General features: G+C 71.3%; 17 protein-coding genes. 9 read left to right on the top strand and 8 right to left on the bottom strand.

The window, feature by feature from the left end:
* The first annotated feature begins 37 nt into the window (after nt 1-37).
* Genes AC1DT4_RS00725 through AC1DT4_RS00710 form a run of 4 tightly spaced genes read left to right on the top strand, consistent with a single transcriptional unit; the run spans nt 38 to nt 1,558 of the window.
* Nucleotides 38-244 (top strand): hypothetical protein, encoded by a 207-nt coding sequence (locus AC1DT4_RS00725; protein WP_477087988.1) that lies wholly within the window; start codon nt 38-40, stop codon nt 242-244.
* Between the two features lie 50 nt (nt 245-294).
* Complete coding sequence (locus AC1DT4_RS00720) at nt 295-615, top strand: pilus assembly protein (protein ID WP_477087842.1); 321 nt, start codon at nt 295-297, stop codon at nt 613-615.
* Nucleotides 612-1,055, top strand: coding sequence for a pilus assembly protein (locus AC1DT4_RS00715; protein WP_477087841.1), 444 nt, complete (start codon nt 612-614; stop codon nt 1,053-1,055). Before AC1DT4_RS00720 ends, AC1DT4_RS00715 begins: the two co-directional genes overlap by 4 nt.
* On the top strand, nt 1,052-1,558 hold the full coding sequence (locus tag AC1DT4_RS00710) for a pilus assembly protein TadG-related protein (protein WP_477087840.1): 507 nt from the start codon (nt 1,052-1,054) through the stop codon (nt 1,556-1,558). Before AC1DT4_RS00715 ends, AC1DT4_RS00710 begins: the two co-directional genes overlap by 4 nt.
* A gap of 23 nt (nt 1,559-1,581) precedes the next feature.
* Here the strand turns inward: AC1DT4_RS00710 and AC1DT4_RS00705 are convergent, their stop codons facing one another.
* The 8 genes from AC1DT4_RS00705 to AC1DT4_RS00670 all read right to left on the bottom strand — a co-directional run bounded on the left by AC1DT4_RS00705 (nt 1,582) and on the right by AC1DT4_RS00670 (nt 10,591).
* Nucleotides 1,582-2,121 (bottom strand): helix-turn-helix domain-containing protein, encoded by a 540-nt coding sequence (locus AC1DT4_RS00705; RefSeq protein WP_477087839.1) that lies wholly within the window; start codon nt 2,119-2,121, stop codon nt 1,582-1,584.
* Nucleotides 2,122-2,224: 103 nt separating this feature from the next.
* Nucleotides 2,225-3,499, bottom strand: coding sequence for a M20/M25/M40 family metallo-hydrolase (locus AC1DT4_RS00700; protein WP_477087838.1), 1,275 nt, complete (start codon nt 3,497-3,499; stop codon nt 2,225-2,227).
* Nucleotides 3,500-3,505: 6 nt separating this feature from the next.
* A complete protein-coding gene (locus AC1DT4_RS00695; RefSeq protein WP_477087837.1) occupies nt 3,506-4,750 on the bottom strand; it encodes a hypothetical protein in 1,245 nt (414 codons plus the stop codon).
* Nucleotides 4,751-4,783: 33 nt separating this feature from the next.
* Nucleotides 4,784-6,745: a hypothetical protein gene (locus tag AC1DT4_RS00690; protein ID WP_477087836.1), complete on the bottom strand. Its 1,962-nt coding sequence runs from the start codon at nt 6,743-6,745 to the stop codon at nt 4,784-4,786.
* Nucleotides 6,742-7,272, bottom strand: coding sequence for a hypothetical protein (locus AC1DT4_RS00685; protein ID WP_477087835.1), 531 nt, complete (start codon nt 7,270-7,272; stop codon nt 6,742-6,744). Before AC1DT4_RS00685 ends, AC1DT4_RS00690 begins: the two co-directional genes overlap by 4 nt.
* A 3-nt stretch (nt 7,273-7,275) precedes the next feature.
* Nucleotides 7,276-8,592, bottom strand: a complete 1,317-nt coding sequence (locus AC1DT4_RS00680; protein WP_477087834.1) for a hypothetical protein — start codon at nt 8,590-8,592, stop codon at nt 7,276-7,278.
* Nucleotides 8,576-9,298 carry a hypothetical protein gene (locus AC1DT4_RS00675; protein ID WP_477087833.1) on the bottom strand — a complete coding sequence of 241 codons (723 nt, stop codon included), beginning with the start codon at nt 9,296-9,298 and terminating at the stop codon, nt 8,576-8,578. The genes AC1DT4_RS00680 and AC1DT4_RS00675 overlap by 17 nt, the downstream gene beginning before the upstream one ends.
* Before the next feature lie 45 nt (nt 9,299-9,343).
* A complete protein-coding gene (locus tag AC1DT4_RS00670; RefSeq protein ID WP_477087832.1) occupies nt 9,344-10,591 on the bottom strand; it encodes a hypothetical protein in 1,248 nt (415 codons plus the stop codon).
* A 356-nt stretch (nt 10,592-10,947) separates the two neighbouring features.
* Here AC1DT4_RS00670 and prfB point away from each other — a divergent pair, with 356 nt between their 5' ends.
* From prfB to AC1DT4_RS00645, 5 genes are all read left to right on the top strand, one after another.
* Nucleotides 10,948-12,063, top strand: a complete 1,116-nt coding sequence (gene prfB, locus AC1DT4_RS00665) for a peptide chain release factor 2 (protein ID WP_477087831.1) — start codon at nt 10,948-10,950, stop codon at nt 12,061-12,063.
* Between the two features lie 1,004 nt (nt 12,064-13,067).
* Nucleotides 13,068-14,048, top strand: coding sequence for a sugar ABC transporter substrate-binding protein (locus AC1DT4_RS00660; RefSeq protein WP_477087830.1), 981 nt, complete (start codon nt 13,068-13,070; stop codon nt 14,046-14,048).
* Between the two features lie 204 nt (nt 14,049-14,252).
* Entirely contained in the window at nt 14,253-15,128 is an 876-nt protein-coding gene (locus AC1DT4_RS00655; RefSeq protein ID WP_477087829.1) for an ATP-binding cassette domain-containing protein, read from the top strand.
* The gene (locus AC1DT4_RS00650) at nt 15,125-16,405 is read left to right on the top strand and encodes a sugar ABC transporter permease (RefSeq protein ID WP_477087828.1); all 1,281 of its coding nucleotides are present in this window, start codon (nt 15,125-15,127) and stop codon (nt 16,403-16,405) included. The genes AC1DT4_RS00655 and AC1DT4_RS00650 overlap by 4 nt, the downstream gene beginning before the upstream one ends.
* A gap of 39 nt (nt 16,406-16,444) precedes the next feature.
* The gene (locus tag AC1DT4_RS00645) at nt 16,445-17,689 is read left to right on the top strand and encodes an ROK family protein (protein ID WP_477087827.1); all 1,245 of its coding nucleotides are present in this window, start codon (nt 16,445-16,447) and stop codon (nt 17,687-17,689) included.
* The last annotated feature ends 92 nt before the right edge of the window (nt 17,690-17,781 follow it).

Below are 17,781 nucleotides of genomic sequence, written 5' to 3'. Positions count from 1 at the left end.
GACGGAAGGTCAGCCGCCGTCCCGCACGGCGGCACTCTTGTGGGGCTCCTTCCTCTGGGGGTCGACGGCGGTAGGCGCCGTCCGGCGCCGGGTAGCAGGGAACGACCACGAGCGAGGCGACGTGCCCGGGTGGGTGCTCGTGACGCTCATGACGGCCGGGTTGGTCACGGCGTTGTGGATCGTCGCCGGCGACGCACTGGCCAGGGTCTTCGAGGACGCGATCGGCAGCGTCAAGGCGCCCTGACCAGCGACGCCGGGTCGGCGATCGTCGACTTCGCGCTCGTCGGTGGCCTCGTGACCGTGCTGTTCGTCGCGGTGCTGCAGCTGACGATCGTGCTGCACGTCCGCAACACCCTGGTCGACTCGGCTTCCGAAGGAGCGCGATATGGCGCGCTCGTCGGCCACGACCCGGCGGACGGCGCCGACCGGTCGCGCGACCTGATCACCCAGTCGCTGTCCGCCTCCTACGCCGGCGGGGTGACCGCCGACCGCACGACGCTGGACGGCATCGACGTCGTCGAGGTGAAGGTCGAGGCGCCGCTGCCGCTGGTCGGTCTGGTCGGGCCGGCGGGGGTGCTCACGGTCCGCGGACACGCGCTGGTCGAGGAGCCGTGAGACTCGATCTTCGGGACGACCGCGGCAGCTCGGTGGTCGAGTTCCTCGGGCTCTCGCTGGTCCTGCTGGTGCCGCTGGTCTACCTCGTGCTCGTGCTGGGCCGCGTCGAGGCGGCGACGTTCGCCGCCGAGGGCGCGGCACGCGAGGCCGCGCGCACCTACGTGGTCGCCGACGACGCCGAGCAAGGCACCGAGCGGGCGATCGCCTCGGTCGGGATCGCGCTGCGCGACCAGGGGTTCGACGACGACCCCGCCGACGCCCTCACCCTCACGTGCTCGACCTCGCCGTGCCTGGCGCCGGGCAGCGACGTCTCCGCGCGCATCGACGTGCGGGTGCCGCTGCCGTTCGTCCCGGGGTTCGTGCGCGACGTCGTGCCGCTGGAGCTGCCGGTCAGCGCGGAGCGCGTGGCACCGGTCGACGCGTACCGGGCGGCCGGATGAGCGGCCCGAGAGGTCAGCGGCCCGGCGCGATGACCCCGTGGCGGGCTCGGGCCGGCACCGACGACGGGCAGGTCATGATCCTGACGCTCGGGTTCGTCGTCGTCGCGCTCCTGCTCATCACGGTCGTGGTCTCTGCGGCGGGCGTGCACCTGGAGCGCAAGCGGCTGCTGGCCCTCGCGGACGTGCTCGCGCTCGAGGCCGCCGACGCGGTGAGCGACGACCGGTACTTCGCGCCCGGCGCGGGCCAGGGCGACCCCGACACGTCGGGCCTCCCGCTGACCGACGCGGCGGTCCGTGCGGCCGTCGACGAGTACCTGCAGGACAACCCCGACGCGGTGGCGGGATGGGAAGACTTCGCGGTGCTGTCGGCGGCCACGTCCGACGGCAGGTCCGCCGAGGTGCATCTGGGTGCCGTGGTGCGACCCGCGTTGGTCAGCTGGGTCCTCGCGCCCTGGGAGGACGGCATCTCCCTCGAGGCGGAGTCGGCGGCTCGGGGGTCGTGACCCACACAGATGGACCGACGGGTTCAGCTGTGTCGCGGCGGAAATGGGCCTGGGTCAGGGAACGTCGCGGAGCTCACCAGGTACCGGCGCGGGGGGTCCTGGGTCAGCTGCTCGGAGCCGAGCAGGACGTGCGCCACCATCTCGGCGCGGTTGGAGACGGCAAGCTTCGCGAAGATCCGCCGCATGTGCGTCGAGACGGTCCAGACGCTGATGTCGAGCGCGCTCGCCATGGCCTGGTTCGTCCGGCCGGCGGCGACCATCCGGGCGATCTGCCGCTCGCGGGGGCTGAGACTCACCATCAGGGTCTCGGCGTGCTCGGTGAGCTGGCATCGGACGTTGCCGATGACGACATCGAGGAGCACGCCGTCTGGCGGCTCATGTCGTAGGACGCCGGCACGGACGTCTGCGGCGAGCGAGTCCAGCGCTGCCGCCAACGGCTCCCGCGAGCCCGCGTCGGTCTCGGAATCGTCCTCGTCGCGATCTCGGGAGTACAAGGGCTGCTCGGGACTACCCGGAAGGTCTTCCGACACGACCGTCACGCGCCGCAGCGGTTCGTCGTGCATCACCATCTCGTTCGCCCCTGTCCTGGGACTCCGCCAAGTGGCTGCCGCCCCGCAGTACGCCAGGCGAGCGGCCGGTCTGCCTGCTGTCGGACCCCGTCTTCCGTTATGGGATGGTGCGACATGATATCGACGGTTTGTGACTGTCCGCGAGCATCGCGAGCAGACACACGCAGAGATCGACCCCTCGGGTCCAGTCGGCGACGTCGAGGTGCTCGTCGGGCCCGTGAGCTCCGTCGTCCACCGGGGCCATGCCGACAAGGATCGGAGTGCGGGCGAAGGCGGCCGCCAGGGTCGGGACCGCCGCGATGCTGCCTCCCGAGATGACGGCCTGCGGGTGGACGCCGAACGCGGCACGGCTCGCGCGGCACACGGCCAACGCCGCTGCTCGAGAGGGCACGAGCACGGGTCCGCGGTTGCTCGCCAGTACCGTGACGTCGGTGGTGACGCGGCCGACGTCGTCCGCGCGCAACGTTCGCTTGATCTCGCCGAGCGCCCGCTCAGGGTCGGCACCCGGCGGGATCCGGACGTCGAGGGCGGCGGAGGCCGTAGCCGGGATCGCCTCGCCCCCGGCGCCCGCGCTCAGCTGTGTCACGCTCAGCGACGCGCGCCTCGTCGCCGGCCAGCTTCGGGGGGCCATTCCGGCGACCGCGACCGACGCCCGCACGAGCCCGCGGGCGAGCACCAGCGACGGGTCGGTGACGACGCCGCCGAATCGACCGGCATGCACGGGCGGGGACCCGGTGGACACCTGCACCCGCATGGCCAACGTCCCGCGCTGAGCCACGGTCATGCTCGGCACCCCCGGGCGTGCCAGCCGGGTGTCCACGACGACGACAGCGAGCACCGGTCGGGCGATCGGGAAGGCCTCTCGCAGGATGTCCAGCGCGCGGGCCAGACCGGGGCTGCCGATCTCCTCGGCGCCGTCGACGATGAGCAGGACGTCGGTCGGCGGGCCGCCGAGAGACACCCATGCGCCGAGGGCGACGAGGAGCGCCATGACAGGCCCCTTGTCGTCGCTCGCGCCGCGGGCGACCAGGCGACCAGCTCGCCGCGTCGGCTCGAACGGTGGGCTCGACCACCCGGGGCCGGGCTGCTTGACGTCCAGGTGGCCGTAGAGGACGACCGTGCCTGGGTGCTTGCCGGGAGCAGAGGCGATCGTCGCCGCGACGACCGGACCGTGGAGACCGTCGATCACGCGGACGCGGCGCGAGATCCGACGGAGGCGGCCGGCCAGCCACGCGGCGGCGTCGCCCACGTGCGGCCGGTGCGCGCGGTCACCGCTGATGGAGGGGATCCGCAGCCAGCTCTCGAGTGCGACGAGCGACGAAGGGACGGCCGCCGTCGCTGCCGCGCGAGCCTGGACGAGGCGACCGTCCACCGGTCCCTACCTGCCGCGTACCGGCGTGCGCTGGCCGCGCGGGCGACCTCCGCCTTGGAACGTCCCGAGTCCTCCTCGCAGCGGATACGGCACGACTCTCCCGCGGCCCGGTCGCGGCATCGTGAGCGGGCTCCGCTCGGACGCCGCCGCGGCGATGCCGGCGCCGCCCATCTGGTCCCACGGCATGACCCGGTCGGTCCCCGTGCGTCGTGCCAGGCTCATGGCCTGTGCGGAGGTCAGCCACTCCTCGGCCGGTTCGGCGATGTTCATGAGCAGCGCCTCGAACTCTCCGCGCCCGGTCTGCAGGATGTGCGGTCCGGCGAGCCAGCGGAGCACGTCGCGACCGTTGACAGCCATGCGCTGTCGGGGCGAGGTCTGCAGGCGCTCGTCGAAGTAGCGGATCAAGACCTCCTCGACCACGTCCCACGCGTTCTCGGCGCCGAACAGGTCCATGACGTCGGCGGCGCCGAGGATCGCGAAGCACTCCTCGAGCACCTGCATCAGCTCGACCCGCATCACGTTGACGTGGCCGAAGGACGTGAACTTCAGGTTGTTGCGCAGGTCGAGCCCCGAGCGACGGACCACCGCGATCGAGCCGAAGCTCGGGTCGTGCGCGCGCTCGCGAATCACGTCGGAGATCCTCTTGTCGCGCCAGAAGAGCGTGACCTGGTTGACGAAGTGGGCGAAGAGCATGTGGAAGTCGGTGTTCGGGCGGCTCTGCCCCGCGCCGAGCCCGCGGCCGTAGCCGAGCACGCGCCGGTACGCGTCGCGCCGGTCCTCGCGGGTGTACCGCAGGACGTCCCGCCGGTCGAACCGGTACAGCCCGTACGCGCCGGGGCCACCCGAGAGCCGGACCGCGCCGCCCTCGAAGAGCTCCTTGAGCTTCTGGACGACCTTGAACACGCCGATCTGCTCGTGCTGGTAGATGTAGTACAGGTCCCCGACCGCGACGATGCGCTCGGAGTTGACCTGGTCGTCGTACGGCGTGATCCCTTGTGACGTCAGGGTCTGGCCGAACGCGGTCGCGGCTCCGGGGCCGATGCCGACCAGGGCCGCGAGCCCGCCGTCCGGCGGTGGCGTCGCTGCCGCGTCCGCGCCGACCGCGGCGACCAGCAGCTCGTCCAGCTGACCGTTCAGCTCCTCGGCCAGCGCCGGGTTGGCGACGAGGCTTCCGGACAGCCGGGCGGCGATCTGGGCGCGCAGGGCCTGGACCCGGTCGAGCCGGTCCTGGTACTCACTCTCCGACAGCATGATGTCCTCTTTCGCTCGGCGTGGCCCGGTGGGTCATGGCTGCTGGGGTGATGTGCGGCGCGCGCGGGGCGTGCGGGCACGTGGCGCGCTGGCCGCGCTGGCCGTGACGGGTTCCTGCGCCGACTCGAGCGTCGTGGCGTGCAGCGCCCCGACGTGCTCGAGGACGTCGTCGCCGGGGGCGACCTCGGCCTCCTCGGCCGGCACGGACTCGTGGGCCGGCTCGTCCACCGAGTTCTGCTCGTCGGTCGCGGCGTCGTCGATCACGTCGCCCTCGTCGACGTGAGCATCCGCGCCGTCGTCGACCACCTCGGTCGCGTCGGCCTGCCCGTCGTCTCCGCCCGGTTCTGCGGGCGTGCCCGGCTCGCCCGCCGGGACATGGTCGTCGACCTCGTCCTTCGGCGGGTTGATGCCGGCCTTGGGGGACCAGCAGGGCGGGATCAAGTCGGGCACGTGCACGAACGTGCCGGTCTCGGTGTCGACGATGGCCACTGGCACATCGAGGATGTCGACGTCGAAGGTGTCCCAGTCGGTCTGGTCGGTGCTCACCGGGAGCCTCGTCCACGTGAACCGTCCGCTGACGTGGTCGTCGTTCGTCGACGTCGAGCCCCTCTCGGGATATGTCGTCGTCAGCCCGGAGCCCACGACGCGGGTGTTGACGGCGGGCGGCGTCGCGTGGTCTCCGCACAGGAAGACAGGGACGTAGCTCGGCAGCATGTTGAGGCCGCGGACCGACACGAGCACCGTCCCGGTCTCGTCGTCGATCTTGCGCACGTTGACGTCGAAGGGGATCGGTGGGGGATTGGCACCGATCGCGTTCGAGACCCGCACGAGCTCGAACATCACGCGATAGAGGCTCGCGACCGCGACGCGCGTCCGGGCCGCGTACATGCCGGGCGGGTAGTTCGGGTCCTGCTGCCTCCGGACGACCAACGAGGCCGGGCTCGCGCCGAGCCTGCGGGCGAGGAGCCGCGTGCTGGTGGCGGTGAACAGCGAGCCGAGCGACTTGTGGATGATCTGGTAGAGGACCAGCGCCGTCGGCGCGAGCGTGGAGACGATCCCGTCGCGGCCTGCCTCCTGCGCCACGTGCCGACCCTCGTCGGCCAGGAACGAGCGGAGCCAGCCCAGCAGGCCGTCGAGCGTCAGGCCGGTGGTCTTGTCGACGCGGACCGTGCGGCGCTCCGCGGCGTTGACCCACACGGAGTCGAGGACGGACTCGAACTCGTCGACCTGCTGGGCGGCGGACTCGAGGAGGGTCGAGATCACGAGCAGGTCCGTGCCGAGGAACCCGTCGCCGGCCGTGGTGAACCTGCCGTGCTGGGCCTTCCAGGCGACCTGGAGGTCGGCGATGAGGTCCGCCAGCGTCCAGAACGACGTCCGGACGGTCTCCTTGGGAACGGTCCGGGAGTAGGACGCGGTCAGCAGGTACCGGTCGCGAAGGGCACCCACCTGACCGCCCACGGTGTCGGGCGTCGGGCGCCTGCCGCTCGTCACGCCCAGCAGCGCCCGGAAGTACTCGTCGACGCGCTGCGTCCGCGGGCCGCCGGCGGCGCCGAGCTCGTCGACGAGCCGCTCGACCGAGTTGCGCACCAGGGAGCGGAACGCCTCCGTGTCGTCGGGGTCGGCGTCCGAGCGCAGCGGGGTGATGCCGTCGAGGATGCGCAGGATCTCGGTCCGGGCGAGCGTGGCCCGCCGGTACAGCGACGCCTGCCCGCCGCTGACCGCGCCGAGGTCGGTCTGCAGGGCGTAGCCCCGGGGCACGAACTCGGCGTCGACGTGCCCCTCGACGGTGCTGAGGCGGAACGACGCCTTGAGCGCGTCGACGAACGCCCGCGGGTCGGCGGCGCGCGGCTGGTACCCCAGGACGTCCCGGATCGCGGCGTTGACCGTCGGCCCGAGGTCCGTCGTCGGAGCACCGCCGGTCGGGCTGCCGAGGGTTGTCGACGGGAAGATCAGGTCGACGTCGACCACCTGCGTGGGGTCTGGGCTCGGGTTCACGGTGTCCTCCTGAGGGTGTGGGGTCGGACGGCACCGGCCCCCGTGTCGGATGGTGTGACTGTCGACGGGAGGTAGAACGAGAGCAGCTCGCCGATCTCCTGCCAGGCGAGCCGGACGGAGGCGGTGACCTCGGCGAGCGGTTCCTCGCACCGCTGCTGGGAGTCCTCGATCGTGCCCTGCCACTTGTGCCACTGTTCCCCGCGGCCGCGGGCGGTCCGGCGCAGCTCAGCGACCGGCGTGTACCCGCGCAGGCCCTTCCAGTACCGCTGGTTCGCGCGACCGATCGCGGCGTCGATGAGGGCCATCCGCGCGGGGAGCTGGCGAGGGTCGCTGACCGAGCCCAGCACCTCGTTGGCCTCGACGACGTCGGCCTGCAGGTCCGCGACGAGGTCGGCGAGGTCCTCGATGATCGCCACCTCGCTCTCGTGCGGCCGGCCGTCGTGGACCATGGTCACCAGCTCGTCGATGGCGTCGCGCAAGCGCTGGCCGGTCAGCTGGAGCTGAGGGATGGCGGTGCTCAGAGACATGGCTCACCGCCTCGAGAGCTCTTGGTAGAAATTGCGCATCAGCACGTCGGGCGACGCGAGCCGCCGGTCCAGCGCCGTGCGCACGGCACCGATGAGGAAGCGCTCGGGGACAACTCCGGGATCGACTCCCTTGGCGAGCCGGTCGCCGGCCTCTTCGATCATGTCTTGGTGGCGCCGCTCGAAGGTGATGACATCCCGAAGCGAGCGGTCGCCGAGCGAGGGGAACCGGGTCCAGCAGACGGCGTCGACCACGGTGGCGATGCAGTCCTTCGCCGTGCGCAGCAGGTCTGCGGGCATCTGCCCCGCCGTCGTCGACGGGTAGAGGGTGCGCCAGGCGGTCTCGTACCGGCCGGCGACGTCCGGGAACCCCATGCGCCGCAGCAGCTCGGTGGAGAGGAAGGTTCGCAGGTACGGCGTCGGGTGCACGCCGTGGGGGTTGTAGGTGAGCGCCTGCGACGGGGACCGGCCGATGACGTCCATGAGGGACGCGACGAAGGCCTCGCCGCCGAGCAGGCAGCCCAGCATGTCGCCGAAGATCTCGCGATTCCAGCGCGCCCACACCGCTGCGACCGCCTCGGGGGCGCCTGTGGCCCGGACCCGCTGCAGGATGACCGCGGGAACGGCCTTCTCCAGCTGCAGCTCGTTCTGCAGGTTGTGACTGACCTCGTGGAGGATCGCGCCCATGGTCCAGGGGTTGACCATCCGGTGATACGGGAGCTGCACCAGCGGGAACGGGTTGAGCTGGCGACCGAGCTTGCGCAGCGGGATGTTGCGGCGGTACGTCGCGGGCGAGAACCCGGTGCGCATGTAGGCGAACGGCGGCGGGCTCGGGATGCTGATCCTCGAGCCGAGATGCATGAACACGTGCTGGTAGCAGTCGAGCGCGATCCGGTCGCAGGAGAAGAGCCACTCGCCGTAGCTGCTCTGGCGCTGACCGAACAGCTCGAAGTAGAAGTCCCACACTCGCTCCGTCGCGCGCACCCAGTCGTGCGCCTTGCTCTTGCGGACCAGCAGCGACTCCCACTCGCCCGCGGACGCGCCGGGACGCGCTGCAGCACGGGCGGCCTGCTCGACTCGACGGACGGCCTGGTCCAGCGGGCGACGCAGCTTGCCCAGGAGCGCGTTGACGGCCTGCACGTGCCCCTCGGACGGCCGGGCGATCGAGGTTCCGAACTCGAGCCGTTCGAAGTCCCGCAGCGCCTCGAGGTGGCGGCGGACGTTGATTGCCTGACCGGTCGCGAAGGCGGGGAGCACCTGGGTCCGGGTGCCCGTGCCCGTGCGCGGGAGTGACGGGTGTGTGACCTCAGCGACGGCGGACACGGCGAGAGCCTCCCCGCGGGCGCGGTTGCGCCGGACGCCGTGCCGGACCGGCCCCCTGCATCGCCCCGTACCCGGTGCCGGCGCGGCGGCGGGCCGCCCAGGCGGCGCGACGGTTGCGGCGGTTTCCGAAGACGTCGACGGCATGCACCGCGCGTCGAGCCGCCGGTCCGCGCAGCGTGCGGCCGGTGATGGTGCCGAGCGTGTCGAGGATGGTCGACGCATCGATGTCGGTGCCGTTCGCCGCCTGGTCCGCGAGGCTCTGCGCCGTCCGCTGGAGCACCACCGGGATGGCTCGGACCAGGCGACGGGTCCGCGGGTCCTGGCGCAGCGAGCGGGCGATCGTCGTGGCGCCTCGGACGAGGGCCGGGCCGTTGCGCGCGATGAGGGCGGCGGCCCGGGGGATCAGCCTTGCCGCGAGGGGGACGAGGGCTCCGATGAACGCCTCGGCCTCGCCCTCGCTCTCGGTCTGCGCGGCGTGCCGCGCGAGGTGTGCCATGGTCTCGGCGTCGCGGTAGATCCGTCGGATCGGGTTGGCGAAGCCTTCAGCCTCCTCCTCGGCCTCCACCTCGAACTCGTCCTCGTGCTCTCCCTCGGCCTCGACCTCGCGGGCTGCGACCTCGAACTCGAACTCGGCCTCCACCTCTCGGTTCAGCTCGCCCTCGTACTCGCCCTGTATCGCCGGGTACCTGTGGTTCAGGGTGGACACGATGCTCTCCTCACATGTCGACGCGGTCTGGTGCGGTCCGTCGGCTCACCGTGTGCGGCGTCCGCCGATGCCGACTGGCCGGCCGGCGGGCACGGCACCCCGGGGCACGCGCACGTCGCTGACGACGCGCACGGTCCGCGCCGGCCTGCCCGCTCGGGAGGGAACCCGGACCGGCGTGACCACCCGCACGAACCCCGTCCGGGGCGCGCGGATCCGGGCGCCGGTGGGTGCCACCCGCACCGAGGTCGGCTGCCGCCGAACGGTCGCGCCGCGCCGGGTCGTGACCGGCCCCGCGTACCCGCGGGAGCGCGGGTACGCGCTGCCGACGTACGCACCCCGACGGGTTCGCGCCTGGGCGATCCCGCGGGAGTGCCGACGCAGCCCGTAGCTCCGCCACCGCGGGTCGGAGAGCACGCGGCTCGCGCTGCCGCCCACCACGGCGCCGACGTCGGCCGGCCGGAGCTGGCCGGACGGGTACCGCACGAGCGTGCGCGCCGCCGAGTCGACGATGCCGGGCACCAGCCGGACGGCGGGACGCGTGTACGGCGAGCGGTAGAGGACGCGAGTGAGCACCGAGGCACCCCGGACGAGATGCGGCAGGAGCTCTTCGAGCCGGCGCCGGTCCCGCTCGCTCAGCGTGAGGGCGACGGCGGCACCGGCGAAGGCCTCGGCCTCGGCCTCCGTCTCGGCCTCGGAGGCCGCGCCGGCGAGGTACTCAGCGAACGCGCCCTGCGCGGACACCGGGGCGGTCGCCAGCTCCTCGAGCTCAGCCTCCAGCTCGTCCTCCAGCTCGCCCTCGAGCTGGGAGGTGACCGCGCGCGCGATGGCGCCGGCGGCCGGCCCGCCGACGGCGGTCGCCACGAGCGGGCCGATCTTCTTGGCCACCCACTTGAGCTTGTCCTTGTGCTTGTTCAGGAAGCGTCCGATGTTCTTGAAGAACTCCTCCGCCTCGTCCTCGAGCTCGTCCTCCCACTCGTCCTCGCCCTCACCTGCAGCACCACCGAGCAGGGACTTCGCGATGCCCATCAGAGGGCCGAAGAACGCCTCGTCCTCCGTCTCATCTTCCATCTCGTCCTCGAAGGCGCGACCGAGCTCGTCCTCCCACTCGTCCTCGTACGCGCCCTCCATCTCGTCCTCCGCCTCGCCCTCGATCTCGCCCTCGCCGAGAACCGACTGGGCCAGACCCATGAGGGGGCCGAAGAACGCCTCGTCCTCGTCCTCGCCCTCGACCTCCATCTCGTCCTCGAGCTCGGTCTCGAGCTCGTCCTCGTAGTCGTAGCGCGTCTGTGCCATGAGCCTGGACCTTTCTACCGAGGGGCCGGGTGGTCGACCCGATCGCGGGGAGACTGCGGCGAAGTGCCGAACCCAATGAACCTCGGCTCCGCAGCCGCGCGTCAGTCCTACGTGCGGGGTCGGCTGCACGAGGTCGGTCGGCTGGGGGCGCGCGGGCGAGGTCGACGGCTCCTGGTCGCGGGCGGGCGGTCACGCGCGAGCGGTCACGGCGCGACGGTCGCGTACGAGGGGTCACCGGTCTGCGGTCCCACGCCGACAGTCGCTCCGTCCGGGTCGCACGAACGAGTCTCTCGACGCGGGCACTCGCACGGCACCGGGGAGGATCCGGCTCGCCGAACCCGGTAGCCTGAGCGGTTGTGGCCACCACCGACTTCCCCTCCGCGATCCGCGATCTGCGCACCACCCTGGGCACCATCCAGGCGGTGAGCGACCCGACCGCGCTCCAGGCGAAGGTCGCGCAGCTGTCGGAGCAGGCGTCGGCCCCCGACCTCTGGGACGACCCCGAGGCCGCGCAGAAGATCACGAGCGCCCTGTCCTCGACGCAGGCCGAGCTGGACCGCATGAGCAAGCTCGACGGTCGGATCGACGACCTCGAGACGCTGGTCGAGATGGCCGCCGAGGAGGAGGACGAGGACACCCTCGCCGAGGCCGAGGCCGACCTGCTCAAGATCAAGAAGGACCTGGGCGAGCTCGAGGTCCGGACGCTGCTGGCGGGGGAGTACGACCAGCGCGAGGCCGTCGTCACCATCCGCGCGGGCGCTGGTGGCGTCGACGCCGCGGACTTCGCCGAGATGCTGCTGCGCATGTACCTGCGCTGGGCCGAGCGCCACGGCTACCCGACGACCGTCCTCGACACCTCGTACGCGGAGGAGGCGGGCCTGAAGTCGGCGACGTTCGAGGTCAAGGTGCCCTACGCCTTCGGCAACCTGTCCGTCGAGGCCGGCACGCACCGCCTGGTGCGCATCTCGCCGTTCGACAACCAGGGCCGACGCCAGACGAGCTTCGCGGCCGTCGAGGTGATCCCGCTCATCGAGTCGAACGACTCCGTGGACATCCCCGAGTCGGAGATCAAGGTCGACGTCTTCCGCTCGTCGGGCCCCGGCGGCCAGTCGGTCAACACCACCGACTCCGCCGTGCGGATGACCCACATCCCGACCGGCATCGTCGTCTCGATGCAGAACGAGAAGTCGCAGATCCAGAACCGCGCCGCTGCGCTCCGCGTGCTGCAGTCCCGCCTGCTCCTGGTCCGCAAGGCCGAGGAGGACGCGAAGAAGAAGGCGCTGGCTGGCGACGTCAAGGCGAGCTGGGGCGACCAGATGCGCTCCTACGTGCTGCAGCCGTACCAGATGGTCAAGGACCTGCGCACCGAGCACGAGGTCGGCAACCCGGCCGCGGTGTTCGACGGCGACATCGACGACTTCATCGAGGCCGGCATCCGCTGGCGCCGCTCGGCCGAGTCCGCCAGCGCCTGACGCGCCTGCTCACCCCACGGACTCGCCAGGGAGTCAACGGTCCGGGCCGACCCAACGTCCGAACAAATAACTGCCATAGCCCGCATCCCCTCGGACGTCCGCGAGGCAACGCCGCAACGTCCGAGCACATGGCTGCCAGAGCCCGCATCTCCTCGGACGTCCGGCGAGGCAACGCCGCAACGTCCGAGCACATGGCTGCCGGAGGGCGCATCTCCTCGGACGTCCCGCGAGTTAACGCCGCAACGTCCGAGCACGTTGCTGCCAGAGCTCGCATCTCCTCGGACGTCCGCGAGGCAACGCCGCAACGTCCGAGCACATGGCCGCCGGAGGGCGCATCTCCTCGGACGCTCCGCGAGTAATGCCGCAACGTCCGAGCACGTGGCTGCCAGAGCGCGCACGTCCTCGGACGTCCAGAGGTCGAGGTGCGGACGTCCGCATGATCGGTCGCCCTGGCGCTCGGATCTGGAGACGTTACCGGCGTCGCTCCCGGGCGTCCGCACGATCGAGCGCCAGGGCGGTTGAATCCGCGGACGCACGCGAAGCCAGCTCGCCCGCAGAGCCCCGGACGTCCGCAAGATCGGTCGTCCCGGCTCTCCACTCCGGGGACGTACCGGGGGCCGCTCCCGCTCAGTCCTCGCACAGGGATTGTTGTGGCCCCGAACATGATTCGCCCAGGTGGGCGAATCGGGCACCAAAGAAAGCGCTTGCTCAGCGTGCAAGGTCACAGTTTGACCACGGAAAATGCGTCTGACCTTGTGAGAGACCTCTCGCGGTCATATGTTGTGGCCCGCAACATAGTCCGAGCGCCTGCAAGCGCCGGGTGGAGACGAGCGCAACGAGGCGGCGTCACGAGAGGGAGCACGATGCGACGAAGCATGATCCTGGCGACGGCGGCTGTCATGGCCTCCGGCTTGCTGCTGGCCGGTTGTGGCAGCGACGACACGCCCAGCGGGAGCGACACGGCAAGTGGCGGAAGCAGCGAAGGCGCGACGCCGAAGGTCGGCGTGATCCTTCCTGACACCAAGTCCTCGGCCCGGTGGGAGACCGCCGACGCCAAGTACCTGAAGGAGGCCTTCGAGGCCGCGGGCGTCGACTACGACATCCAGAACGCCCAGGGTGACAAGACCCAGTTCCAGACGATCGCGGACCAGATGATCACGAGCGGCGTCAACGTCCTCATGATCGTCAACCTGGACTCCGGCTCGGGCAAGGCGGTGCTGCAGAAGGCTCAGGCGCAGGGCATCGCGACGATCGACTACGACCGGCTCACGCTGGGCGGCGGCGCGGACTTCTACGTGTCGTTCGACAACGTCAAGGTCGGCGAGCTCCAGGGCGAGGGCCTGCAGAAGTGCCTCGACGACGCCGGCAAGACGAAGGCCAACATCGCCTTCCTCAACGGCTCGCCGACGGACAACAACGCGACCCTCTTCAACCAGGGCGCGGTCGAGGCTCTCAAGGCCAAGATGGACAGCGGCGACTACACCAAGGTCGCGGACCAGGCCGTTCCTGACTGGGACAACCAGCAGGCCGGCACGATCTTCGAGCAGATGTGGACGGAGACCGGCGGCAAGATCGACGGTGTCCTGGCCGCCAACGACGGTCTCGGCAACGCCGCGATCGCCATCCTGAAGAAGAACGGCGTGAACGGCACCATCCCGGTGACCGGTCAGGACGCGACCGACCAGGGCCTGCAGAACATCCTCTCGGGCGACCAGTGCATGACCGTCTACAAGGCCGTCAAGAAGGAGGCCGACGCAGCGTCGGCCCTCGCCGTGGCGCTCGCCAAGGGCGAGGACACCTCCAGCCTGGCCACCGGCACCGTCACCGACACCGAGACGAACAAGGAGGTTGCGTCGGTCCTGCTGGACCCGCAGTCCATCTTCTTCGACAACGTGAAGGACGTCATCGCCGACGGCTACACCACCAAGGAGAAGGTCTGCACCGCTGAGCTCGCCGCCAAGTGCGCCGAGGCCGGCATCTCCTGACGAACGACATCGGGGCCCTCGAGCCTCGGTGACCAGGCGGGGCCGGTCCGCGAGAGCGGCCGGCCCCGGCCTGGCGTCCGGACGTAGCCGGACAAGAAGAAGCCGCACGACGAACCACCTGGCACGCACGGACGCGAGCCGCCGCACGACCCGCACAGACCCGCGACGACGCGGGGTGAACCGATCGACCCGACGAGGTGGACGATGACACAAGCAGCGTATGCCGCACCCGACCTGGCCCCTCCACCCACGCTGGAGGTGCGGGGAGGCCGCAAGAACTTCGGCGCGGTGCACGCGCTGCGCGGCGTCGACCTGGTCGCCCGCGCCGGTGAGGTGACGGCGCTGGTGGGGGACAACGGCGCCGGCAAGTCGACGATGATCAAGTGCATCGCGGGGATCTTCCCGTTCGATGCCGGCGAGGTGCTGTTCGAGGGCGAGACGACGCACATCTCGTCGCCGGCCGACGCCAACGCGCTCGGCCTCGAGGTCGTCTACCAGGACCTCGCGCTGTGCGACAACCTCGACATCGTCCACAACATGTTCCTCGGCCGTGAGCTCAAGAAGGGGTTCCGCCTCGACGAGTCCGCCATGGAGACGCGCGCCGCCGAGGTGCTCGCCAGCCTGTCGGTGCGGACCGTCCGGTCCATCCGCCAGCACGTCGCCAGCCTCTCCGGTGGGCAGCGCCAGACGGTCGCCATCGCGCGCGCCGTGCTGTGGAACTCGAAGCTGGTCATCCTCGACGAGCCGACGGCCGCCCTGGGTGTCGCGCAGACGGAGCAGGTCCTGCAGCTGGTGCGCAGGCTCGCCGACGCCGGCCTCGCGGTCGTCCTGGTCTCGCACAACATGAACGACGTCTTCGAGGTCGCGGACTCCATCAACGTCCTCTACCTGGGCCAGACGGCCGCGCAGGTGCGCACCAAGGACACGACGCGCACCGACGTCATCGAGCTCATCACCAGCGGGTCCGCCGGCCTCGCGCCGGGACAGGTCGCGCCGCGGATCTCGCCGGACGCGCCGGATCGCGCCCCGGCACCTGTCAGCGACGCGCCGACCACGACGAACGGGAGCACCTCAGCATGAGCACGTCCACGGTCCCCTCCTCGTCGGAGGCCCAGCCGTCGCTGCTGGCCGGCTCGGTCGAGCAGCCCACGTTCGGCGAGGCGGTCGGCAACTACGTCAGCAAGGTGCGCGGCGGCGACATGGGGTCACTGCCGGCCATCCTCGCGCTCGTCGTGCTCCTCGCGGTGTTCGTGATCCTCAAGCCCAGCACGTTCCCGTCGATCGGGAACATCGCCAACCTGTTCCAGCAGGGTGCGGTCGTCGTGACGATCGCGATGGGCCTGGTGTTCGTCCTGCTGCTGGGCGAGATCGACCTGTCGGCGGGCTTCACGTCGGGTGCCTGCGGCGCCGTGCTCGCCACGGGCCTGACGGTCTACCACTGGTCCTGGTACGTCGCGCTGATCGCGGCGCTGGTCACCGGCCTGGTCGTCGGCACGATCCTCGGCACGCTGGTCGCCCGGGTGGGCATCCCGTCGTTCATCATCACGCTCGCCGCGTTCTTGGCACTCCAAGGCGTCGTACTGCTCATCATCGGGTCGGGCGGCAACATCTCGATCACCGACCCCGTGATCCTCGCGCTCGAGAACAAGAACGTCCCGCCGCTGCTGGGCTGGGCGATCGCCATCGTCGCGGTGCTGGCCTACGCCCTGTCGAGCCTGCGCACCTGGCAGCTGCGCCGCCGGCGCGGGCTGCTCGCCGCCCCGCTCGGCATGGTCGTCCTCAAGATGGTCGCCCTGGCCATCGTCGTGCTGGGCATGGTCGCGATCCTCAACCAGGAGCGCAGCCTCAACCCGCTGCGCGCCTCGATCATCGGCGTGCCGATCGTCGTGCCGCTGATCGTGACGCTCGCGCTCCTGCTCGGCTTCGTGCTCACGCGGACGGCCTTCGGCCGGCACATCTACGCGGTCGGCGGCAACGCCGAGGCCACGCGCCGGGCCGGCATCAACGTCAAGATGGTCCGCACGGCGTGCTTCATGATCTGCTCGACGATGGCGGCGGTGGCTGGTGTGCTGGCGGCGTCGCGAGCGACGTCGGTGGACCCCAACGCGGGCGGCTCCAACGTCCTGCTCTACGCCGTGGGCGCGGCCGTCATCGGTGGCACGTCGCTGTTCGGTGGCAAGGGCCGGATCATCGACGCCCTCATCGGTGGTGCGGTGATCGCCGTCATCGACAACGGCATGGCACTGCTCGGGTACTCTCCCGGCGTCAAGTACGTTGTCACGGGCGGGGTGCTCGCCGCTGCCGCAGCCGTCGACGCCATCTCTCGCCGTCGAGCCCGGGTCTCTGGGCGCGGCTGAGAACGGCAAGTGCGGCTGAGAACCTGAAGGAGGCAGCTGGTGCGGCTCGGGGCTGGTCCGCCGGTCCGGCGCGCCGACGCGGCTGCGCAGGACGACGTCCGGAGGGCCAACCTCTCCGCCGTCCTCCGGCTGCTCCACTTCCACGGGCCGGCGACGAGGTCCGACCTCGTCGCCAGCACCGGGTTCAACCGTTCGACCGTCGGGTCGCTCACGTCCGAGCTGGTCAAGCTCGGGCTCGTGCGTGAGCGACCCGGCGTCGTCAGCGGCAAGGGCCGCCCGTCCAACGTCGTGGAGCCAGTGAGCACCAGCGCCCACGTGCTCGCATTCGACGTGACGCCGTCGAGCGTCGGGGCGGCCCGCGTAGGGCTCGGCGGATACATGCTCCAGGTCCGCCGACGCCTGCACAGCACCTCGCCGCACGACGTGCCCGCGGTGGTCGCGCTCATCGCGACGCTGGCCCGGGAGATGCAGGCCAAGGCCGCGCCGGGGTCGGTGTGCCTCGGGCTGATCGTCTCCGTGCCGGGCAGCGTCCGGCAGCCGGACGGGCTCGTGCGGCGCTCGCCCCCGCTCGGCTGGCACGAGGTGCCGTTCGCCGACCTTCTCCGCGCGGCGACGCACCACGAGTACCCGGTGTCGGTGGGCAACGACGGCGACCTCGGTGTCGTCGCCGAGTACCTGCGCGGGGCCGCGCGTGGCGCGCAGGACGTGCTGTACGTCCGCGGTGAGGTCGGCGTCGGCGGCGGGGTCGTCGTCGACGGCGAGCTGCTCAAGGGCGCGGGCGGCTACGCGGGCGAGGTCGGCCACCTCGTCGTGAAGCCCGGCGGTCGCGTGTGCTCGTGCGGCGCGCGCGGGTGCTGGGAGGCGGAGATCGGCGACGCCGCGCTCATCCGGGCCGTCGGCCGCGACCCGCGCGAGGCGGACATCGAGGACGTGCTCAGCGACGTTGCCATCGGCAACCGCCGGGCCATCGCGGGCGTGCGCAAGACGGGGGAGTGGGTGGGCCTCGGGCTCGCCAGCCTGGTCAACATCTTCAACCCGCGCGTGGTGGTGCTCGGCGGGACGCTCGGTGCGCTCTATCCGACGATGGAGCAGACGCTGGCCGCGTCCTACTCGCGGGCGCTGGGGCCCATGCGGGAGCAGGCGCTCCTGGTGCGCTCCGACCTGGGGTCCGACGCGCAGCTGGTGGGCGGTGCCGAGGTGGCGTTCGCGGACGTGCTCGAGGATCCCGCGGGCACGCTGGAGGCCCGTTCCGACGAGGAGCCCGCGGCGCTCTCGGGCGCGTAGCAGCCCGACATTCTGCACCAAAGCACCCACGCCAGGGTTCTCACAGGCAATCGTCGGCGTGTCACCGTCCGGTGACCCCCTGTCCGCTGCCT

The organism is Cellulomonas sp. P4_D11 (genome assembly GCF_056401915.1).
The sequence above is the reverse complement of the archived record's forward strand: the minus strand, read 5'-3'. Positions and strand labels throughout refer to the sequence as shown.